Annotated in this window: 17 protein-coding genes; 11 read left to right on the top strand and 6 right to left on the bottom strand. The window is 54.2% G+C overall.

The window, feature by feature from the left end:
* Positions 1–14 precede the first annotated feature (14 nt).
* Both EIK79_RS07120 and EIK79_RS07115 read right to left on the bottom strand, forming a co-directional pair.
* Complete coding sequence (locus EIK79_RS07120; RefSeq protein ID WP_124954427.1) at positions 15–656, bottom strand: SDR family oxidoreductase; 642 nt, start codon at positions 654–656, stop codon at positions 15–17.
* A gap of 169 nt (positions 657–825) precedes the next feature.
* Complete coding sequence (locus EIK79_RS07115) at positions 826–1,797, bottom strand: M48 family metallopeptidase (protein ID WP_124954426.1); 972 nt, start codon at positions 1,795–1,797, stop codon at positions 826–828.
* A 214-nt stretch (positions 1,798–2,011) separates the two neighbouring features.
* Here EIK79_RS07115 and EIK79_RS18745 point away from each other — a divergent pair, with 214 nt between their 5' ends.
* From EIK79_RS18745 to EIK79_RS07095, 5 genes are all read left to right on the top strand, one after another.
* Positions 2,012–2,350, top strand: coding sequence for a hypothetical protein (locus EIK79_RS18745; protein WP_233738012.1), 339 nt, complete (start codon positions 2,012–2,014; stop codon positions 2,348–2,350).
* Between the two features lie 228 nt (positions 2,351–2,578).
* Positions 2,579–3,028: a hypothetical protein gene (locus EIK79_RS18740; protein ID WP_233738005.1), complete on the top strand. Its 450-nt coding sequence runs from the start codon at positions 2,579–2,581 to the stop codon at positions 3,026–3,028.
* Between the two features lie 119 nt (positions 3,029–3,147).
* Positions 3,148–3,927, top strand: a complete 780-nt coding sequence (locus tag EIK79_RS07105; protein ID WP_124954425.1) for an Lrp/AsnC family transcriptional regulator — start codon at positions 3,148–3,150, stop codon at positions 3,925–3,927.
* An 85-nt stretch (positions 3,928–4,012) separates the two neighbouring features.
* Positions 4,013–4,432 carry a universal stress protein gene (locus tag EIK79_RS07100; protein ID WP_124954424.1) on the top strand — a complete coding sequence of 140 codons (420 nt, stop codon included), beginning with the start codon at positions 4,013–4,015 and terminating at the stop codon, positions 4,430–4,432.
* Positions 4,429–6,690 carry an amino acid permease gene (locus EIK79_RS07095; protein WP_124954423.1) on the top strand — a complete coding sequence of 754 codons (2,262 nt, stop codon included), beginning with the start codon at positions 4,429–4,431 and terminating at the stop codon, positions 6,688–6,690. The genes EIK79_RS07100 and EIK79_RS07095 overlap by 4 nt, the downstream gene beginning before the upstream one ends.
* Positions 6,691–6,736: 46 nt before the next feature.
* Here EIK79_RS07095 and EIK79_RS07090 read toward each other — a convergent pair whose 3' ends face one another.
* Positions 6,737–7,435 (bottom strand): DUF2270 domain-containing protein, encoded by a 699-nt coding sequence (locus tag EIK79_RS07090; RefSeq protein WP_124954422.1) that lies wholly within the window; start codon positions 7,433–7,435, stop codon positions 6,737–6,739.
* A gap of 1,369 nt (positions 7,436–8,804) precedes the next feature.
* Between EIK79_RS07090 and EIK79_RS07085 the strand changes: the two genes are divergently transcribed.
* Positions 8,805–9,767, top strand: coding sequence for a mannonate dehydratase (locus EIK79_RS07085; RefSeq protein ID WP_124954421.1), 963 nt, complete (start codon positions 8,805–8,807; stop codon positions 9,765–9,767).
* 85 nt (positions 9,768–9,852) lie between these two features.
* The gene (locus tag EIK79_RS07080) at positions 9,853–10,677 is read left to right on the top strand and encodes an SDR family oxidoreductase (RefSeq protein WP_124954540.1); all 825 of its coding nucleotides are present in this window, start codon (positions 9,853–9,855) and stop codon (positions 10,675–10,677) included.
* A gap of 22 nt (positions 10,678–10,699) precedes the next feature.
* On the opposite strand, the gene uxaC is transcribed toward EIK79_RS07080, so the two are convergent.
* Both uxaC and EIK79_RS07070 read right to left on the bottom strand, forming a co-directional pair.
* The gene (uxaC, locus tag EIK79_RS07075; protein WP_124954420.1) at positions 10,700–12,064 is read right to left on the bottom strand and encodes a glucuronate isomerase; all 1,365 of its coding nucleotides are present in this window, start codon (positions 12,062–12,064) and stop codon (positions 10,700–10,702) included.
* A 156-nt stretch (positions 12,065–12,220) separates the two neighbouring features.
* Positions 12,221–13,003 carry an IclR family transcriptional regulator gene (locus EIK79_RS07070; protein ID WP_124954419.1) on the bottom strand — a complete coding sequence of 261 codons (783 nt, stop codon included), beginning with the start codon at positions 13,001–13,003 and terminating at the stop codon, positions 12,221–12,223.
* 193 nt (positions 13,004–13,196) lie between these two features.
* Between EIK79_RS07070 and EIK79_RS07065 the strand changes: the two genes are divergently transcribed.
* The 4 genes from EIK79_RS07065 to EIK79_RS07050 all read left to right on the top strand — a co-directional run bounded on the left by EIK79_RS07065 (position 13,197) and on the right by EIK79_RS07050 (position 17,524).
* A complete protein-coding gene (locus EIK79_RS07065; RefSeq protein WP_124954418.1) occupies positions 13,197–13,508 on the top strand; it encodes a hypothetical protein in 312 nt (103 codons plus the stop codon).
* A gap of 2 nt (positions 13,509–13,510) precedes the next feature.
* Positions 13,511–14,743 carry an MFS transporter gene (locus EIK79_RS07060; protein WP_124954417.1) on the top strand — a complete coding sequence of 411 codons (1,233 nt, stop codon included), beginning with the start codon at positions 13,511–13,513 and terminating at the stop codon, positions 14,741–14,743.
* A 65-nt stretch (positions 14,744–14,808) separates the two neighbouring features.
* Positions 14,809–16,569 carry a glycoside hydrolase family 2 protein gene (locus tag EIK79_RS07055; RefSeq protein WP_124954416.1) on the top strand — a complete coding sequence of 587 codons (1,761 nt, stop codon included), beginning with the start codon at positions 14,809–14,811 and terminating at the stop codon, positions 16,567–16,569.
* Between the two features lie 661 nt (positions 16,570–17,230).
* On the top strand, positions 17,231–17,524 hold the full coding sequence (locus EIK79_RS07050; RefSeq protein ID WP_124954415.1) for an SUI1 family translation initiation factor: 294 nt from the start codon (positions 17,231–17,233) through the stop codon (positions 17,522–17,524).
* Between the two features lie 157 nt (positions 17,525–17,681).
* Here the strand turns inward: EIK79_RS07050 and EIK79_RS07045 are convergent, their stop codons facing one another.
* Positions 17,682–18,695, bottom strand: coding sequence for an alcohol dehydrogenase catalytic domain-containing protein (locus tag EIK79_RS07045; RefSeq protein ID WP_124954414.1), 1,014 nt, complete (start codon positions 18,693–18,695; stop codon positions 17,682–17,684).
* Between the last annotated feature and the right edge of the window lie 24 nt (positions 18,696–18,719).

Below are 18,719 nucleotides of genomic sequence, written 5' to 3'. Positions count from 1 at the left end.
CGCCAGGGAACTGGTCAGTCGCGACCAATTGCGCTCTCGATGGGTGTGTCGCCGCCGAACAGCCTGATCGTTTCCCCGATCGTTTCGTCGTTTCCGAGACAGGCGACGACTGTTTGGGCAACGTCGGCGCGCGGAATCGCGTCTCCATTTTCGTCGCGGTGTTCGAAGGCGGCCGAAACGTGTCCGGTCCCCTCCTCGTCGGTGAGCGATGTTGGCCGGAGAATCGTTGCATCGAGCGTGGATCGTTCGAGATAGTCGTCAGCACACCGCTTAGCAACCCGATACGGGCGAAGAGCGTCTGGTTCGGCCAGCGGATCGCTCGCTGTGTACGCGCTTATCATCACGAATCGATCAATTCCGTGCTCGACAGACGCCTTGATACTCCGTCGTGCTCCCCATAGATCGATCAGAAGCGTCTTATCCCAACCGGTGTTTCCGCCGGCGCCGGCTGTGAAAACGACGGCGTCGGCCCCTTCGAGTGCCGGTGCGAACTCACCTTCGAGATCGCCCAAACGTGGCTCTCCACCGCGCTCCCGGACAGCGTCGAACTGTGACTCATCTCGTACCACCCCGATCGGATCGTGTCCCGCATCCACGAGTCGGGGAAGTAATTCTCTACCGATCCCACCGTTCGCGCCGATGACTGCGACGTGCATCGTACACTGTATCAACAGGGACGCGAATCAAATAGATTGTTGTACTCACCGAACACTGGCTACGGTGCCGGGACCGTACTGGCAACTCTCTTCAAATAGGGCTGGAACCGCCACGGAAACGACGATATTAGAGACGGGCTGAGCGTTGAACCGTGTCTTCCAAAATTGGCTAATTGATCTCAATCCGTCGCCATTGCCCCAAATCATTGTTTGTCTCACTGTCACGCACAATATCTCGGACACGCCTAATACGCTTATCAGTCGGTGGATGGCTTGCGAACACTTGTTCGAGCGGCGTTCGGTCCGTCTTTCGTTCACGGGTTGGGAATAGCCACGAAACTAACCCTCGACCTGGCTCGTTCACGCGTTGAATCTTTTCGAGCGCACGGGCAAGCGCCAGTGGGTCATCGAGAACCGCCACCGCTCTCCGGTCAGCAGCGTATTCGCGGCGACGGGAGTAGGCTTGGAGTGCCACCGTCGGAGCAATAAGTACACCCATTACCACCTTTCTTAGACCGCGTCGTAGACGACTCCCGACACTGCGCGGACCTCGCACTGGCCGACCAAGAACCAACGAGAGACCCCAGCAACTCAGGGAGACGACGGCGACAGCTGGGAGCACTATCCCGAGCACGAGGGTGGCAACCATCCGAAGGAGACTCGCAGCCAGCGTCCGTAGGAGGCTGTCATAGCCTTCGAGATGGGCGAGTTCGTGAGCCAGAACGCCCTCTAGCTCCGTGGATGTCAGCAAACGGATGAGTGAACGATCGACGACGAGTGTCTCAGTTCCGAGCGCGAACGCGGTGGGTTGACCGAGGCGGGCAATATAAACTTCTGGCCGGTCGATACGCATTCTGTGAGTCAACCGGTTGATGCTCGCGTGGATCGTCGGCGCTCGGATGTCTGAGAGGGAGATCACTTGGAGTTGTGAAAGAAGGCGTATGGAACTCACCCGGTAACTCAGGTAGCCGGCGACTAGTGAGAATCCGCCTCCAACGAGGAGCACTGCCGGGAGACTGCTACTGGTGAGGAGGGCACTGATTGTTTGCGTACCGATGAGAACGCCGACTCCAGCGAGAGCGAGCAATCCCGCCCCAATTAATAGAGCGAGTCCGCGCGGTCGACGAGTTGATCGGAACACGTTTTCTACTAGGTAACCCTCGCGCAAAACAGTTGCTCCGTGGTGTCTGTAGTTCGGTTCCACGACGATCGCAACCGTGCCTATATCATCACCTTATCGCTAGAATCACTTAAAGGACAACCACCGATATCACCGCTACTGTGATCGGATCTCGACAGCCGAACACGTTGTTCCCCGCGTCTGTAATATGATGGTGGACGTGCTATGAAAGATAATGGCCACGCGTACGATGAGCGATAAAGAAAATCTACTCACGACATCAGCGTTTTCATCTCTCAAATTTTACGAACAGAAGCGGACATGGAAGGAATGGTTTCTACTCGATGGAAATCGATTCGTCGTCGCTGCTGCGGTCGGAATTACGATTTTCATTCCGATCGTAGGGATTGAATACGTGTTGCGAATGCCGTTTCAGGACCCACAGCCGTTGTATTACATCTTCAGTTCTATCATTACTGGAAATATAACGCTCATTATGGTCGTCGTTTCGATCAATCAACTGCTACTTTCTCAGGGGTTCAAGACTCCCGTCGAACTCCAAGCCCAACTTTAAAGCATTATCGAGTATCGATCAGAAGTCGAAGAAGCTGCCGGTCAGATTGCTCCTGTTCAACCATTGGGGTTTCTACGACTGCTGTTCGAAAACACTCGGAATAAAGAACAACTGATAGATAATAATTCCAATAGGATACTAAAATCTGTTACAAAGGATATCAATGGGTTAGTAGTTGGACTGGCCGATCACATTGAGGAGATACAAGAACATTTGGATCAACCGGAGATGAATACGTTCAACGTTCTATCGACGACGCTGACAACGAACTACGCGAGACAGATCAATCATACTCGACGGATTCGATCACAGTATGAGGACCATCTCTCAGAGACAACAATAGACGCGCTTGATCGGTTGATTGACCGATTGCAAGAGATCGATATCGCCCGCCAGTATTTCAAGACGATCTACCTCCAAGAGGAACTTTCTTCAGTCTCGCGGCTACTGCTTTATGCGGGTCTTCCTGCCGAGACAGTAGCGATCGCGTTTCTCATTGTCTTAACGAGTACACCAGCAGTTACTGATTCCGTGCTGTATTTCCTCGCGTTCCCGCTCGCAGTTACGATCGGCCTGCTTCCGCTCGCCTTGCTCTTTTCGTATATCATCCGTATTGCGACGGTTACACAGCGTACTGCAGCCACGATTCCATTTACAACATCTAGACTGGAAACGTAGTGTCTCAGAGACGGACACAAATCGATAATGATTTTTATTATCGAAATCTACCATCCTTATAGAAAGCATTAAGTGAATTAGACCCGATTTTATTTGTATAATCGAAGCATATGCCAGCCATGTCACATCCAGAAACGGACTACCGAATCGATGATATCGATCGTTGTATCCTGTATGCACTCATGCAAGACGGGCGCAAAACGACCGCGACCGCGATCGCTGAGACGGTCAACGTCTCGGGAGCGACGGTTCGAAACCGGATTCAGAACCTTGAAGAACAGGGTATTATCCGTGGCTATACTGCACACATCGATTTCGAACGAACGGACGGGAAGCTCACGAACCTCTATTTGTGTAACGTTCCCGTTCCAGAACGCGAAGCACTCGCACAGAAGGCTCGCACGATACCGGAGGTCATCAACGTTCGAACGCTGATGACCGGTCGCAAGAACCTCCACATCGTAGCGGTTGGTGAACACACTAACGATCTCCAACGCGTCTCTCGGACCCTGTCGCAACTCGGTATTGAGATCGAAGACGAAGATCTAGTCGAAGACGAGTTTTTCAGTCCCTACTCATCGTTCAGTCCGGACGACGACCAACGAACGCACGAGCCGAACGACTTCATTAGTCTCACCGGGCAGGCTAATATCATGAAACTGACTGTCCGATCCGAGGCACCCATTACAGGCCGGACCCTCAAAGAGGCGAGCGACAACGATATCCTTGATGAGAACACGCTCATCATCAGTATCGAGCGAGACGACCGGGAGCTTACACCCCATGGTGATACGGTCGTTCAGTCTGATGATATCGTTACCGTACTCACCCAACAGCACACCGACGGAACCGTGTTCAAGGTCTTTCAGGGATCGGATATAGAGACAGTCGTCCAATGACATGGGACCATGGTTCAGCACGTGTCCCGCGACGGCGTTGTATCGACAACGAAGAAGAGCGATTGACGGAGACGAGCAGAAGCAAATGAGTCAGCTATTCACCGATTCAATTGTCGTTCCAGTCGCCAATCAAGCGGACGCAACGACAACGGCAGCCGCTCTCGAACCGTACGATATCGGAGAGATTACCGTCATGTACGTGGTCGAGAAAGGCGACGGCGTTCCGGATAAAACGCCTGTCGAACAGTCTGAACAGATTGCTACTGAATCATTCGCTGCCTTTCGAGAAGCATTTCCCACGGCTGAGACAGAAACCATCTATCGCCGTGACGTGGTCACGGCTATCAGTGAGGTTGCGAGAGAGATCGACGCGAGCGCGATCGTCTTTCACCCCCGTGGTGGGTCCCGGTTTCGGCAGTTCCTCACCGGTGATCGGTCGCTCCGGCTGATTACCGAAGCGGAACGCCCGGTCATCGCACTCCCGAACGAGGTGAGCGAGGCATGACGGAAAGCGATGAGGAGCTTGCGAAAGACCTCGGACTGCTCTCGGTGCTGACGATCGGCGTCGGGACGATGATCGGTGCGGGTATCTTCGTACTGCCGGGAGAGGCGGCTGCGGCAGCCGGCCCGGCCGTCGCGCTCTCATTCATCCTCGGCGGCGTCATTTCCCTGTTCACCGCGCTTTCGGCCTCTGAACTCGGAACAGCAATGCCGAAGGCTGGTGGCAGCTACTACTACGTGAATCACGCCTTGGGACCGTTATTCGGCTCCGTCGCTGGCTGGGGTAATTGGATGGGACTGGCTTTCGCTTCGGCGTTCTATACCCTCGGTTTCGGGGAATACCTCGCCACATTCCTTCCGATTCCTGCTTTGATGCTCGGCCCTATCGGCCTCTCTGAATTTCAGGTCGGCGCGCTCCTAGCAGCGATCGCGTTCATCGCCGTCAACTACATCGGCGCAAAAGAGACCGGCAGCATCCAGATCGTTATCGTCACACTCCTCATCGGTATCCTTTCTGTCTTCTCGGTTCTTGGTCTTTTCCAGACCGACATCTCGACGCTTCGGCCGTTCTTCCCGGCCGAAACGGGCGGTGCGGCTGCTATCTTTCCTGCAACGGGTCTCGTGTTTGTTTCGTTTCTCGGATTTGCGAAAATCACGACTGTCGCTGAGGAGTTAAAGAATCCGGGTCGGAACCTTCCGCTGGCCGTCGTCGGGAGCGTGGTGATTGTGACGGTCATGTACGGTATCATCATGGTGGTGCTGATGGGTGTGATCAACTGGCAGCAGTTGGGTCCATCGTTCACCACGACACCCGTTTTAGATGTCGGTGAGATCGCCTTCGGGACGATTGGTATCGCAGGAGTCGGTGTCGGACTCCTGACGTTCGCGGGGTTGTTGGCGACCGCTTCGAGCGCGAATGCGAGTATCCTTGCCTCTTCGCGGATCAACTTCGCGATGGGTCGGGACAAACTCATCTCCGATACACTCAACGCGATTCATCCCACCTTTGCCACGCCGTATCGAAGCATCGCGGTTACGGGAGCGATCATCCTCGTGTTCATTGTCGCGGGAGATGTACAGACCCTCGCAAAGGCCGGAAGCGTCCTTCATCTCATCGTCTATGGATTGCTCAACGTCGCACTCATCGTGATGCGCGAGGCTGACGTTGAGGGATACCAGCCCGACTTTCGGGTGCCACTGTATCCAGTGGTGCCGGTCGTTGGTGCTTTCTCTTCGTTCGGATTGATCGCGTTCATGAAACCGATCGAAATCGCCCTCTCGTTGGTGTTCGTCGCTGGCGGTCTCGTCTGGTATTTGCTTTATGCACGAGATGTAGCTGAGAAGAAAGGTATCCTGAGTCAGTACATTCTCGACCGATCGGAAACGATGCCGCCCGCAGCGGTTTCAGCGGCGAGTACAGTGCAACCGGACGGCGGCACGTTCCGGGTGATGGTTCCGCTGGCAAACCCTCAGACGGAGAAGGATCTCATTACACTTGCGAGCGCAATCGCCAAACAGCGAGGGGGCACCGTCGACGCAGTCCATATTGTTCCGACTCCTGACCAGACGCCACTCGAATACGCTGCCGATCACGTTGACGATCTCGAAGCGGATCACCGTACGATTCTCGACGCAGCAGAACGCGACGCCGAAACGTTCGGTGTTGATGTCGAAACTCATACGATCTACTCACACCGGCCGTTTGAGGGGATCTTCGACGCAGCCGAATCCCACCAAGCTGCGCTTGTCGTCTTGGGGTGGGAAGCAGACACTAACAGCTTCTCGGACCGAGTCGAAGGTACGTTCGACGAGTTGACCGACGAGCTGCCGTGTGATTTCGTGGTCCTCAAAGATCGCGGATTCGATCCCGACGAGATCCTCGTGCCGACGGCAGGCGGTCCGGATTCGGATCTCTCTGCGGAGATCGCAAAACTGTTACAGTCGGAATATGACTCGGATGTCACCCTTCTTCACGTGACAGACTCGGAGACTGAGGGCGTGACCTTTCTTGAAGATTGGGCAGCGACCCACGATCTTACGGACGCAACATTGCAGGTCGAAAGCGGTGATATCGAAACTGCTATCGAGCGAGCAGCGAACGACAGCACGATGATGATCATCGGTGCAACTGAGCGGGGACTCCTCTCGCGGCTTGTTCGGGGCAGTTTGGTGTTAGATGTTGTCGACGATGTTGACTGTTCAGTGTTGCTTGCCGAACGACCACAGACGAAATCCCTTTCTGAGAGACTGTTCAAAAGATGAGGTTTCAGTCGTGACCTCTACGTGACGTACAGTCCTACGAGACAGCTTATTTTCGCAGGTTTTTAGAGCGGAGTTCTCCCTTTGCGTGCCACGTCCGAGGGCGAACTGCGATACCACCAGCCCCGAGGTAGAACAGTGTCACTATTGCTATGACACCCTCTCCGGGAACCATGCCAACTGCTGCGCTCGTTACCCATGGTCCGGGAGCGATGACCGTGATGCGGACGAGCCACGCAGCGAGCAAGACGGTGAACAGCGGGAGATACACCCGTTGAAGACGATGGGCGATGGCTTCCTCCATGCTGATCTTGATCGTCGGCTCCCGGTAGTCCCGACCAAGATTTTCGCGCCAATCGGGATCTGGGATCCCAGCAGAGGGATCAAGCCCGTACGCGAAGACGTTTTCTTGGAGCTTTCTGACTCTGCTTCGCCACATATCGTATCCCCGGTACCGGCGGGCTTCGATTATCAAGAATACTGTGAGTGTTGCGATACCGATCAGAAGGATGTAGTGGGGAGTATCCAACCGCGAGAAGCCCCACGTGAGGATTGCTGAGATCACGACCACGGCCCAGTTCGTTGTCCGGTCGAGGCGTTCCCGCCAGAACTTCATGCGATGGATCTCACCGCGGTAGAGATGGGCTGTCGCAGAACTGGGTCCCATATCCTCTTCTAGAAGGCCGGCCCCCAACTCCCTGTGTTCTGCGTCGGTCGGATCTATCTCCTTAGCTGATTGTCGTGTCATTAGTAATGTACACGTATTATCGTTTAGGAGGTGTCTGCAACCGGTGTTCCTTTTCACAATGGACACCGAATCTTTCGGCCGACACAGCATCGGTCGTTCCCTCTACGACAGCGTCGAAGGTTCTTAGCACCCTTTTGCCTAGAATATAGGCCATAACACACAATACTACGTTATCGTTATTAGGTGTTGTGTCTGGCGATATCACTATGAAGGCGCTCAGTCTGCCGGATATTGTAGGGGGCGAACTGATATCTGTCCAAACCATTGCGTGTGGTATTGTAGTAATTATGCAAATTCATTTGAGAGATCAGTGCCTTATCATCGATAAAGAATGGGCGATTCGATGCGTGAACTACTTCGTCTGGATGTGGACGTGTGGCACTACTACTGTCGAACTGTTGGTTTAGGAGACGACAGCAACGGTTAACCGACTTCGATGATTTGCCACGGAGAGACCCGTATCGAATCTCACTACGGATGGTGAAATTGCTGAGTACAGACACGAGTGGGGAAACATGGATTTTCCCGAACTGTTCGTGTGCCATACAACGCGTATAAGTAATTGCATATGTAATATTAATCACATAATGGATTGAAATACGTGCAGTTGATTGTTACATTGTAATATGTGGTTGGAGGAACCAGTTCTTACCCTGTGTAGGATATCGAGGACTGAATGCCACACATTATTTGGGGTGTCCTGCCGAAGTCATCGACGTTCTCAAGCGAACTACTCTGTATAGCTACGTTATTACAAAATACAATTTCCATTATTATCTTCGTAGTGGCTGTAGCGATTCGGTGCTGTTATCACGTACTTTCACTCGCAATCTTCTACACGCATGGGTAATCTATGAATTTTCGACTCCGACCTCCCAGTTGTGGTTAGAGCGAACGACACCGCGTTCGAAACGCGCACAATCAATTTCTGATATCTAACTCTGAAATTATTGGCCTATAGATGTGATGGGCGTTCAGAGTTCCGAGATGTCCGCAACCGGCTCTTTACAGAAGTACGTTTGTAACGAACACTTGAGATGGGACGATCGTTCGTGTTCGAATGAGTCGATTCGTCGGTGACGAACAGTAGCGAACTTCGAGTTTGCTCACCGTATTCGCCGTCGGTTCTGACGCTCTCTCCGACTGAGATCCAACAAGGTTGGACGCACTGTTCTCCCTTCTACAACCGGTATCTCATCAGAACTATCGCCACAGCAGTGTTTTTCCGCTGATCGAGTATGTTCAACGTTGTTGAACAGCTCTGTCTCTCGCTACCGCCGGTTCTGTCGAGGGTACTGAGCCGCCGACCGAACGGATCGTGGCGGAGAAAACAGAAATTATTTTAATTAAATCGGCCTACTGGGGTTACATGGTGCGACTATCGTTGATCCTTCCCCCGGAGCCGGACTCGCGCTGGCAGCTCGCAAAACAGATAGGAGTAACTAACGCCGTCATTCACCCACTCGAAATCGGTGACGATCGAACTGACTGGACGTACGACGAACTCAACGGTGTCGTGAACTGGTTCGAGGAGATCGGCATGAACGTAGCCGTGCTTGAGGGTTCCGTCCCACTCACGGATAGGATCCGACTCGGGCGAGACGGGCGGGACGAAGATATCGAACGGTTTAAGCGATTTCTGCGCGATTGTGGCGCTGTCGGGATCCCAGTCGTCTGTTACGACTGGATGGCAGGCATTCGGTGGGCGCGAACCGAGGCTCACATCGAGTCCCGTGGTGGATCGTACGTCACTGGGTACGATGAGGAGAAGATGTCCGGTGGACCGAATCCCGAGTGTATGGACGTGACCCACGAGCAACTCTGGGACGCCCTCGAATATTTTTTGCGCGAGGTCGTGCCGGTCGCTGCGGAGGCGGATGTAAAACTCGGTCTTCATCCCGCAGACCCCCCGCTTGATTCGGTCCGGGGTATTCCCCGCCTCGCCCGAAGCGTCGAGGCGTACGATCGTGTTCTCAACATCGTCGACAGTGAATACAACGGCGTTACGTTCTGTCAAGGCAACTTCGCAGCGATGGGTGTCGATATACCGGACACGATCCGTCATTTTGGTGATCGGATCAACTTCGTTCACTTCCGGGATGTCGAGGGTGATGCCTCCCGGTTCGTTGAGACCTGGCACGATAACGGTCCGACAGACATGCTCGCCGCGATGCGTGCCTACGAGGAAATCGGGTACGAGGGACCAATGCGTCCTGACCACGTGCCGACGATGGCTGGTGAGGACAATTCCAATCCGGGATACCACACCAAGGGCCGTCTCTTCGCTATCGGCTACATGCGGGGACTGCTCGAACAAACGAAAACGGCCTGATGCGGTTGCGTCCAACAGGATCATAACCGAAATTACAAAAGCTTCATACTGCCGTGTACGAGACAGACTCACCATGGCGTCAACAATGAACGTACCCAATGAATTCGATATCGGCGGGAAAGTGTGCGTAATAACGGGCGGATCGGGCGTTCTCGGCTCAGAAATGGCGAAAGCGATCGGGATGAACGGCGGTACGGTCGTTATCCTTGCTCGCGGCCGAGACGGATTACAGGCGACCAGCGACGAACTCGCGGAGTTGGATATCGATCACCTCACGGTTCCGGCATCAGTCCTCGACAGAACGGAGTTAGAAGCGGCTGCCGAGACAGTAATCGACGAATACGGTCGGATCGATGTTCTCATCAACGCGGCTGGTGGAAACAGTCCTGAGGCGACGACGGATACGGAAACGTCCTTCTTCGATCTTCCAAAGGACGGCTTTGAAACGGTTTTGAACGTCAACTTCGTGGGGACCGTGCTCGCGTCCCAAGTGTTCGGGCAGTATATGGTTGAGCGAGGTGACGGCGTCATCCTGAACGTTTCGTCGATGAACGCGTTCACGCCACTGACCAAGATCCCGGCGTATTCGGGTGCGAAGGCCGCCGTGTCGAACTTTACTGAGTGGCTGGCGGTCCATATGGCTCACAATTACTCCGCAGACATCCGCGTCAACGCGATCGCACCCGGATTCTTCCTCACGGAACAGAACCGATATCTGTTGATCGATGCGGAAACGGGCGAATACACCGACCGCGGTCAGACGATCATCGATCACACGCCACAAGGCCGGTTCGGTGATCCGGAGGATCTCTCAACGACTGTTCTGTGGTTGCTCTCTCCCGGTTCCGAGTTCGTTCACGGCGCTGTGATCCCGATCGATGGCGGGTTTTCCGCGTTCAGCGGTGTCTGAAACGGGAAATTTGACTCGGGCTTTAGAACTGCCAGAGGGCTGCGGGTCGGTCGTGTGCAACGTTGTGAACCAAATCCTCTGCCACGTCGTGCGGGATCTGTCCCTGCTCGACCATCGATCCGGCGGTGTCAGCGAGCGACCGCCGGAACATCTCGAACCGGGAGCCGAACGACAGCAGTTTGCGGGAATCACTCACCATCCCGCCGTGGTTCGCTAACAGATCGACAGTACTGACGTACTCCAGTTGTCTGCGCATACCGATTGGGCTGTCGTTGAACCACCACGCCGCACCGACGCTGACGTTGGGAAATGCGCGCGAGATCGTTGCGACGGTTGGGTAGTGCGTCGGATCGATCGTGTAGAGGACAATCTCAAGCTCCGCGTCGAAGCGGTTGAGGAAATATTTCAGGTTCTCCGTGAGTTCGATGTCCTGTGTTGAAACGTCTCCGCCGGCGTCTGAACCGAGTTCATCGTGCAACGAGTCGCGGTAGTCCCGAACGGGACCGATGTGGAACTGCGTTACCCAACCGGTATCGCGGTTCAGCTCACCGATCCGTTCGAGAACGTACGCCTGAAAATCGGTCACGTCATCAGAAGTGATCGTCTCACTAGCGTACGCCCGCTGGTAGATGTCGGCTGCTCTGCGGTCGCTGACGGGTTTTGTGACGACTTCGCGGAGACCGTGGTCGCTCGCCCGACAGCCGTGTTGTTCAAAATACTCGTGGCTGACCGCAAGGGCCGTGAGAAACCCATCAAGGTCAGAAGTATCGGTATCGGTTGCACGCCCGAGCGTTTCGATGTACTCACTCCAGCCCGCCTCATCGATCTGCATCGCAGTGTCGGGCCGCCACGTCGGCCGGACGGTGATCTCTTCGAGATCATCTGCAAGCTGTTGGTGGTGTTCGAGGTCTGAAACGGGGTCGTCGGTGCTGGAGACGACTTCGACGTTCATCTCCGCAAGAAGGGACTGCTGTCGCATCTCGGGCGAATCGAGGGCGGCTTTCGTTTCCGTCCATATCTCCGCAGCCGTGTCTCCAGAGATGCGTTTCTCGATACCGAACCGTCGTTTGAGATCGAGGTGAACCCACTCGTAGGTGGGATTACCCGCAAACTGAGGGAACACTTCCGCGAGGGCCATCCACTTCTCTCGGTTGGAGGCCGAACCGGTGATTTTCCGTTCGGGTACGCCGCGTTTTCGCATCAACTGCCAGACGTAATGATCAGTTGCGCCTTCTACCTCCCAGATGTCGTCCCAGCCTTCGTTTCGTGCGACAGCCTGCACGTCGAGGTGGCTGTGGGGATCGAGGACCGGGAGGTCCCGAATTTCGTCGTAAAGCTGTCGTGCTGGTTCTGAGCCGAGGAGATACTCCTCATCGAGGAAGCTCATACAGGTCGGTTGTACGGAACCAACATTAAGCATGTGGTTGAATGTGAAATCACGGCAACCGAATTCACGAAAAAACCGACGCTGTCAAAGGCACGCACCGACACCGACGCGTTGACTACGCTATCGACGCCACGGTCGAAGACAGTGTACCGGAGCCTAATAGTGCTTGTATTGGAGTTCGATCACGTTCGCTGCGTTCCGGAGCTCGGGCACCAGCTCGTTCTCGATTCGTTCGTCACTGAATCGGTGTTTCGGTCCGGCGATTGAGATGGCGGAGTTTCCTGCCTTGTTTTCGTCATCTGCGACCGTGACAGCGACAGATTTGACACCGGTAACTCGCTCTTCGTCTTCGATCGAATACCCCTGTGAACGGATCGCGTCAACCTCTGTGAGGAGGTCATCGACATCAGTGATCGTGTTCTCTGTCGCTTCGGGGAGACCGTATCGATCGACGATGGTTCGGATCTCAGCGTTCGTGTGGCGTGATAAGAGGACCTTCCCGACTGCGGTCCAGTGCATTCGGGTGAACTCTCCTGTGGGTGCGTTGTCCGAGACGCCTTCACCCGGTTCGGACCGGTACACGAGCACTCGGAGTCCATCCTCTTCGTATCCGATCGTGCCCACCTCACCCGTGGACCGCGCCACGCTGTCAATCTCTGATCTCGCTACCAAATAGATGCTTTGGCTGTGACGAACCGTTCCACCAAGTTCGAGAAACCGCAAACTGAGCCGATATTCGCCGTCCTCTTTGATCACGTATCCGAGTTCCTGAAGCGTCTTGAGATAGATATGAGCTGTGCTTTTCGGGATGTCGTGGTGGTCCGCGAGAGCTGAGACACCGCAGCGTCCGAGTGTTTGAATCGCTTCAATAATGTTGAACGCGTTCTCAACGGATTTGATTCGGTTGCGTGACCCAGGGTCGTCTTCGTCGTGGCCCATGGAATGACTTCTTTCTCCGGATTATTAATACGTTCTCTCCGTGCCATCACGAGTTCCTAACAATTTTGGACACTGGAACCCGCTCATACCGTCTCGTTCTTCCGATACCGTTCGTTCCTCGATTTGATGTGGATCGAAGATTATTAATATAATAAACCGTGAACAGTTGGCTGCGCTATGATCTGTGAGACGCGTGAGCGATGGAACAGGCAGGCGGTTCGTCGACCGGACAACGGCAGTTCGATCGTTGACCGTTTACGCTGTGGCGACGGGACTGCGAGCCACACTATCGACGAACCCAACGACTGTACGGAGATATCGCTGTCGAGCAACGAACGGGTGTGCTCACACGAACAGCCCGTTCGGAGACGAGAGCCGAGACAGCGAGCCGTGCTGTGGAGGCAGCCTAGTCGTCGGGGTGTGGATAATGAGTGATCGAGGGTACGCACCGAATACCCCAGCAACTTCCTCCGAATCGACTGCGGGCGTCACCACTGGTGAGTGAGAATGTCAACAGAAAATCCCCGATCATTCCACTGGCCGATGCTCGTTACGCTCTTGCTCATCCCAGTGATGGCAGCGTTTTCTGGCGCACTGATCAATCCAACCATTCCTGCGATACAGAACACGTTCTCACATCTTCCGAATTCAGAGACGCTCGCGCAGCTTGTTAGCACCATGTCGGCTCCCATTGTCGTCATCGTCGCTCCGATCGTCGGATATCTCTTAGATCGGTACCAGCGCAAACCCGTGCTGATTATGGCGATACTGATCTATGGGATCGGTACCAGCATTGCGTTTTTCCTCGATTCGCTTTATCTAATCCTTGCAACTCGTGTCTTTGACGGCATCGCTATCGCTTCCATTATGGTAACCGTTCCAACACTCATTTCCGATTACTACTCCGGAAGTCGCCGTGAGGTCGTCATGGGGTGGTATGGGGCGATACAGGCTGGCGGTGGTGCGGTTGCCGCCCTTTTCGGCGGAGTTATTGCCGACATCCACTGGCGGTATATTTTTCTCATTTATGCCCTAGCACTCCTGCTGGTCCCACCCGTTATTCGCTATCTTCCCGAGCCAAGCGTAACGAGAAACGATGAAGAAATTAGTCGGACCGAAGCGGCAGTCAAAATCGTACGTGAATCTCCCGTGCTGCTGTTGGTCAGTATCTACGCCCTCATGACCTTCACTATGTTAACGATGAATCTCATCCAGATTGAAGTCCCGTATTATCTCCAAGAGTCTGTGGGGGTTAGCGGTTCCATGACCGGCATTACGCTTTCCGGCTTTATGGTTCTCTGGGCAGTGTCGTCTGCCATGTACGGCCGCATGAAACGTCGGCTTCGATACACAACTATTCTGGTGATCGCGTTCAGTATCGCTACGGTAGGATATACGATAATCAGCGCAACGAGCAACTTTCTCGTCGTTTTCTTTGGTATACTCACCGCAGCTGGTGGAATTGGACTTGTTGTTCCAACAGTCAACGACTGGGTCGCAGCGATCGTCAAAGAGGAGTACCGTGGGCGCGCTCTCAGCGGCGTCACAACGATGATGTATCTCGGATTCGCTGTCTCGCCGTTTGCACCTACTCCACTGGTCAATCGATTTGGACGACAAGGAATGCTTCTTGTCTGGGCGGGCTTCCTGCTTGTCATCACAGTTGTCATGGGAACGCTGTGGTGGTTTAGTCGAGGTTCCACCACGGTAGCAACCCCTGCGGCCGACCATACCGAGTGAAGACGTTCCCGACTCCGCGCAGTCAAATCCAAACTTTTAGTAGTAGCCTTTCGGTGTTCTTACTCATGCAGCTGTTAACATACCCACGGGAGACGATCTCGCTCGACGGGACCTGGCAGGCTATTCCCGACCAGTATGAAACGTTCGAGGGATATTTTGAGGACTTTTTCGGTGATGACAGTGACAACCCGACTGGATTCGCGCCGAAGCCGATATACGAACCGGACGCCTCCATCGAGAACGACCCGGTCGATTTCAATATCCATGACGGACGGTCCGTCGAGATCCCTTCGAGTTGGGGCGAGGAGATTCCCGAGTTCCGCCACTACGAGGGATGGGTCTGGTACGCGAAAACGTTCGACTGGACCGCTGAACAGGGTAACAATCGGGCGTTCGTTCGTTTCGGGGCGATCAATTACAAAGCCAAGGTATGGCTAAACGGTGAACTGCTCGGGTCACACGAAGGGGGATACACGCCGTTTAGTTTCGATGTCACGGGCGAGTTACAGGACGGCGAAAACACGCTGATCGTTCAGGCCGACAGTAAACGATACGAAGACGGGATCCCGAACGAAGACACGGACTGGTTCAATTTCGGTGGCGTCAATCGGTCCGTTGAGCTTGTCACTGTTCCGAATACGTTCGTTCGCAACTACAAAATCGAGACGACGCTGTCCGGTGGAACCGTCGATATTCACGTGTCTGCCTGGATTGAAAATTCCACACCTGAGACGGCGATCTCTGTCGCATTCCCCGAATTAAACCGCGATATTGAATTATCCCGCGTCGGAGAGGACGAATTCACCGGGGAGCTTTCTCTCTCCGAAGCGGACGTGACGCTGTGGCGCCCATCTGAACCGCGACTGTATACGATCCGACTCGAAACCGGAGACGACGTGGTTGCGGACGAAGTCGGCCTTCGTGACGTGCGGGTGAGCGGTAGTGACATCGTTCTGAACGGCGAGCCTATTTGGTTGCGCGGGATTGCGCTCCACGAGGAGGCTGACGGAAAAGGGCGTGCGCTCGACAGCAAGGATATCAAAGCCCGCTTTCGCTGGATGAACGAACTCGGATGCAACTACGCCCGACTGGCGCACTACCCACACACCGAAGAGATGGCACGAACAGCCGACGAAGAAGGAATCTTACTGTGGGAAGAGGTCCCCGCGTACTGGGATATCGAATTCGGTGACGAATCCGTCCAAACGCTCTACCGCCAGCAACTCCGAGAACTGATTCAACGCGACTGGAACCGCGCGTCCGTCATTTTGTGGTCGATCGCAAACGAGACGGACCACAACGACGAAACCAGGAACGCTGTGCTGCCCGAGATGGCTGACTACGTGCGCGAACTCGACGACACCCGGCTTGTGACCGCGGCCTGTTTTGTGGACGATACCGACGATGGGCTCGTCATTCGAGATCCGTTGGGAGACCACTTAGATGTCGTCGGCATCAACGAATACCACGGTTGGTACTACGGGAGCGCAGACGATATGCAGCGATTCCAGGAGACTCCTAACGGACCCCCAGTTCTCATCTCGGAGACCGGAGGTGGGGCAAAACGAGGATATCACGGTGATGGAGACGAACGCTGGACTGAAGAATTTCAGGCAGAGATCTATCGAGGACAGATAGCCGCAGCCAAGGATAACGAACAGATCGCTGGACTGTCTCCGTGGATCCTGTTTGATTTCAGGGCACCCATGCGGCAAAACGAGCACCAACGCGGCTACAACCGGAAAGGAATCGTTGATCAACACGGGCGAAAAAAGAAGGCGTTCCACGTCCTCAGAGAATTTTACCACACTGACCACAGCGGGTAATTTCGATCTTCCATCCAGCATTGTGACGCGCAATTACGAACCACGGCAGTTCAATTCGAGGAATTTTCTTTAAGTCTATCCATGTTTGTTTGAGTGGTTTTTCTTCGTATATGGTGTCTCGATAACCCTTATGAACAAATGTGATTGAATATTTTTCGACTAGCACCATTTTGGGTGATATGACCGAGGGCACCGGTCTCTCCCAGTTGATGGCGACGGAGTCTCTGATTCTGTGAATAATTAATTTATTAGTATCATGCAAAAATATTCCGTAAAGAAGTTGTATGTGATCGTTACTGCCGTGTTGAGCGGTTCGTACCGTCACGGTGCCTATTGTTCGCCTCAACCGCCAGAAGGATAAGATCCTCTACTATACTAAATATTCATAAATATCTGCAAACATTTCGGCTCTCTGCGTCGTGTCGCTAGCGATCCCGCAGCCGTTTGTCACTCGTATCAAATTGCGGTGTGGTCGCGTCTTGAAGACAGGGATGTTCAGACGCTGAGATGTGTCCAGTTTTGAAGCCGACGCTGTCGACGTTCATCGTCCACACTCGATCTCGGATAATGCACTACATCTGAATCGTAGATCAACGGCATTGAAATTACAAGAAATTGTGGAATATTCTTGTGCCGTTGTCGTGACTATCTTCATTTGACTATGAGTGAAGACGATCCTTTCGAAGATCTCGACGTTCCCGAGGATCCGACGGCCGACCTTGATCGTTCGCTTCAGGAACTCTCTGTGCGAACTGAACAGCGTAGATACGGAAAACACATGGTTATCATCGACGGATTCGAAACTGATACCGATCTTGACGATCTCGCAAGTGATCTCAAGTCAGCGCTCGGGACTGGAGGAACGGCGAAAGACGATCGCATCGAAATCCAAGGTGACCACGAGCAACGGGTCCGGGAACTACTTCGTGAACAAGGGTATCGCGTTGAGGGATAGCGTCCGCGTCGTACCCATGTGCACCACGCACGCAGGGACCTGCGCAGCGATCCAGAGTACCGCAGTGATATGGTTTGGAAGCAGGTCGTCCGCTCTGCTCACCGAGACTTTTTGAGTGGGACTATCTCGTTCGATACGGACAGTAGCCGGCTGTCGGTCACGGATGAACAACGAGTTTCCCAAAGATGTCGCGGTTTTGCATGTCTGCAAACGCTTGATCCGTGTCAGAGAGCTCGTATTCGTCGTCGATCACGGGTTCGAACGTAGCGTCAGCAAGGAGCTGAACGAGGGTCTGGAGATCTTTCTGTGTTCCCATCGTACTGCCGATGACGTGCTTGTGGTCCAGAAACAGTTCTGGAATATCAATCTCTGAGCGGCCACCGGCTGTACGACCACAGATCACCATCCGTCCCCCGCGTCGGAGTACGCTAAGCCCCATCTCGGTGTATTCGCCACCGAGATGGTTGAGTACTGCGTCTGGTGCACCGATATTGGCAACTGCATCCCCAATAGTTTCTGTATCGTTTCCCTTAATGGTAAAATCGGCCCCAATCCCCGAGAGCCGATCGAGTTTAGCCGCCGATGTCGAGGTGCCGATCGATCGTGCACCGACGGCGTCAACGAGTTGGGTTGCGGCGACGCCAACACCACCCGTGGCACCGGGAATCAACACGAGGTCACCCGGTCCCACGTCGGCCCGTCGAAGCATGTGAAGCGCAGTCATGTACGCGGTGGGAACAGCGGCGACGGCAGTCGTCTCAACGCTTTCAGGAAGTGTAACGAGCCGGTCAGCGTTCACGACAGCGTGCTCGGCAAGCCCGCCATGAAATAAACTGAACTGCTCACAGAGGTTTTCGGGACCGTCTCGACAGAACCGACAGACACCGCACGTCTGATTCGGGCATAACACAACACGATCACCGGCAGAAACCGATTTAACACCGTCCCCAACGGTTCTAACGACGCCCGCAACATCCAGACCGGTAACGAATGGGAGCTCCTCTGACCCGACCATTGCGGAATCGCCTTCGAGAATCCAGAGATCGTGGCGATTGATCGCGCATGCGTGTACATCGATCATTGCCTCTCCGTTGCCCGGTCCAGGAGTGTCAATCTCTCGAACAGCTACGTCTTCCGGCCCGCCGAATCCAGTGAACGCTGCAACGTTCATACGAACAAATAATGAGTGGCATTC

This window comes from Halocatena pleomorpha, from assembly GCF_003862495.1.
Taxonomy (GTDB): Archaea; Halobacteriota; Halobacteria; order Halobacteriales; family Haloarculaceae; genus Halocatena; species Halocatena pleomorpha.
Note: the sequence above shows the minus strand (reverse complement) of the source record. Positions and strands in the feature narration are given on the sequence as shown.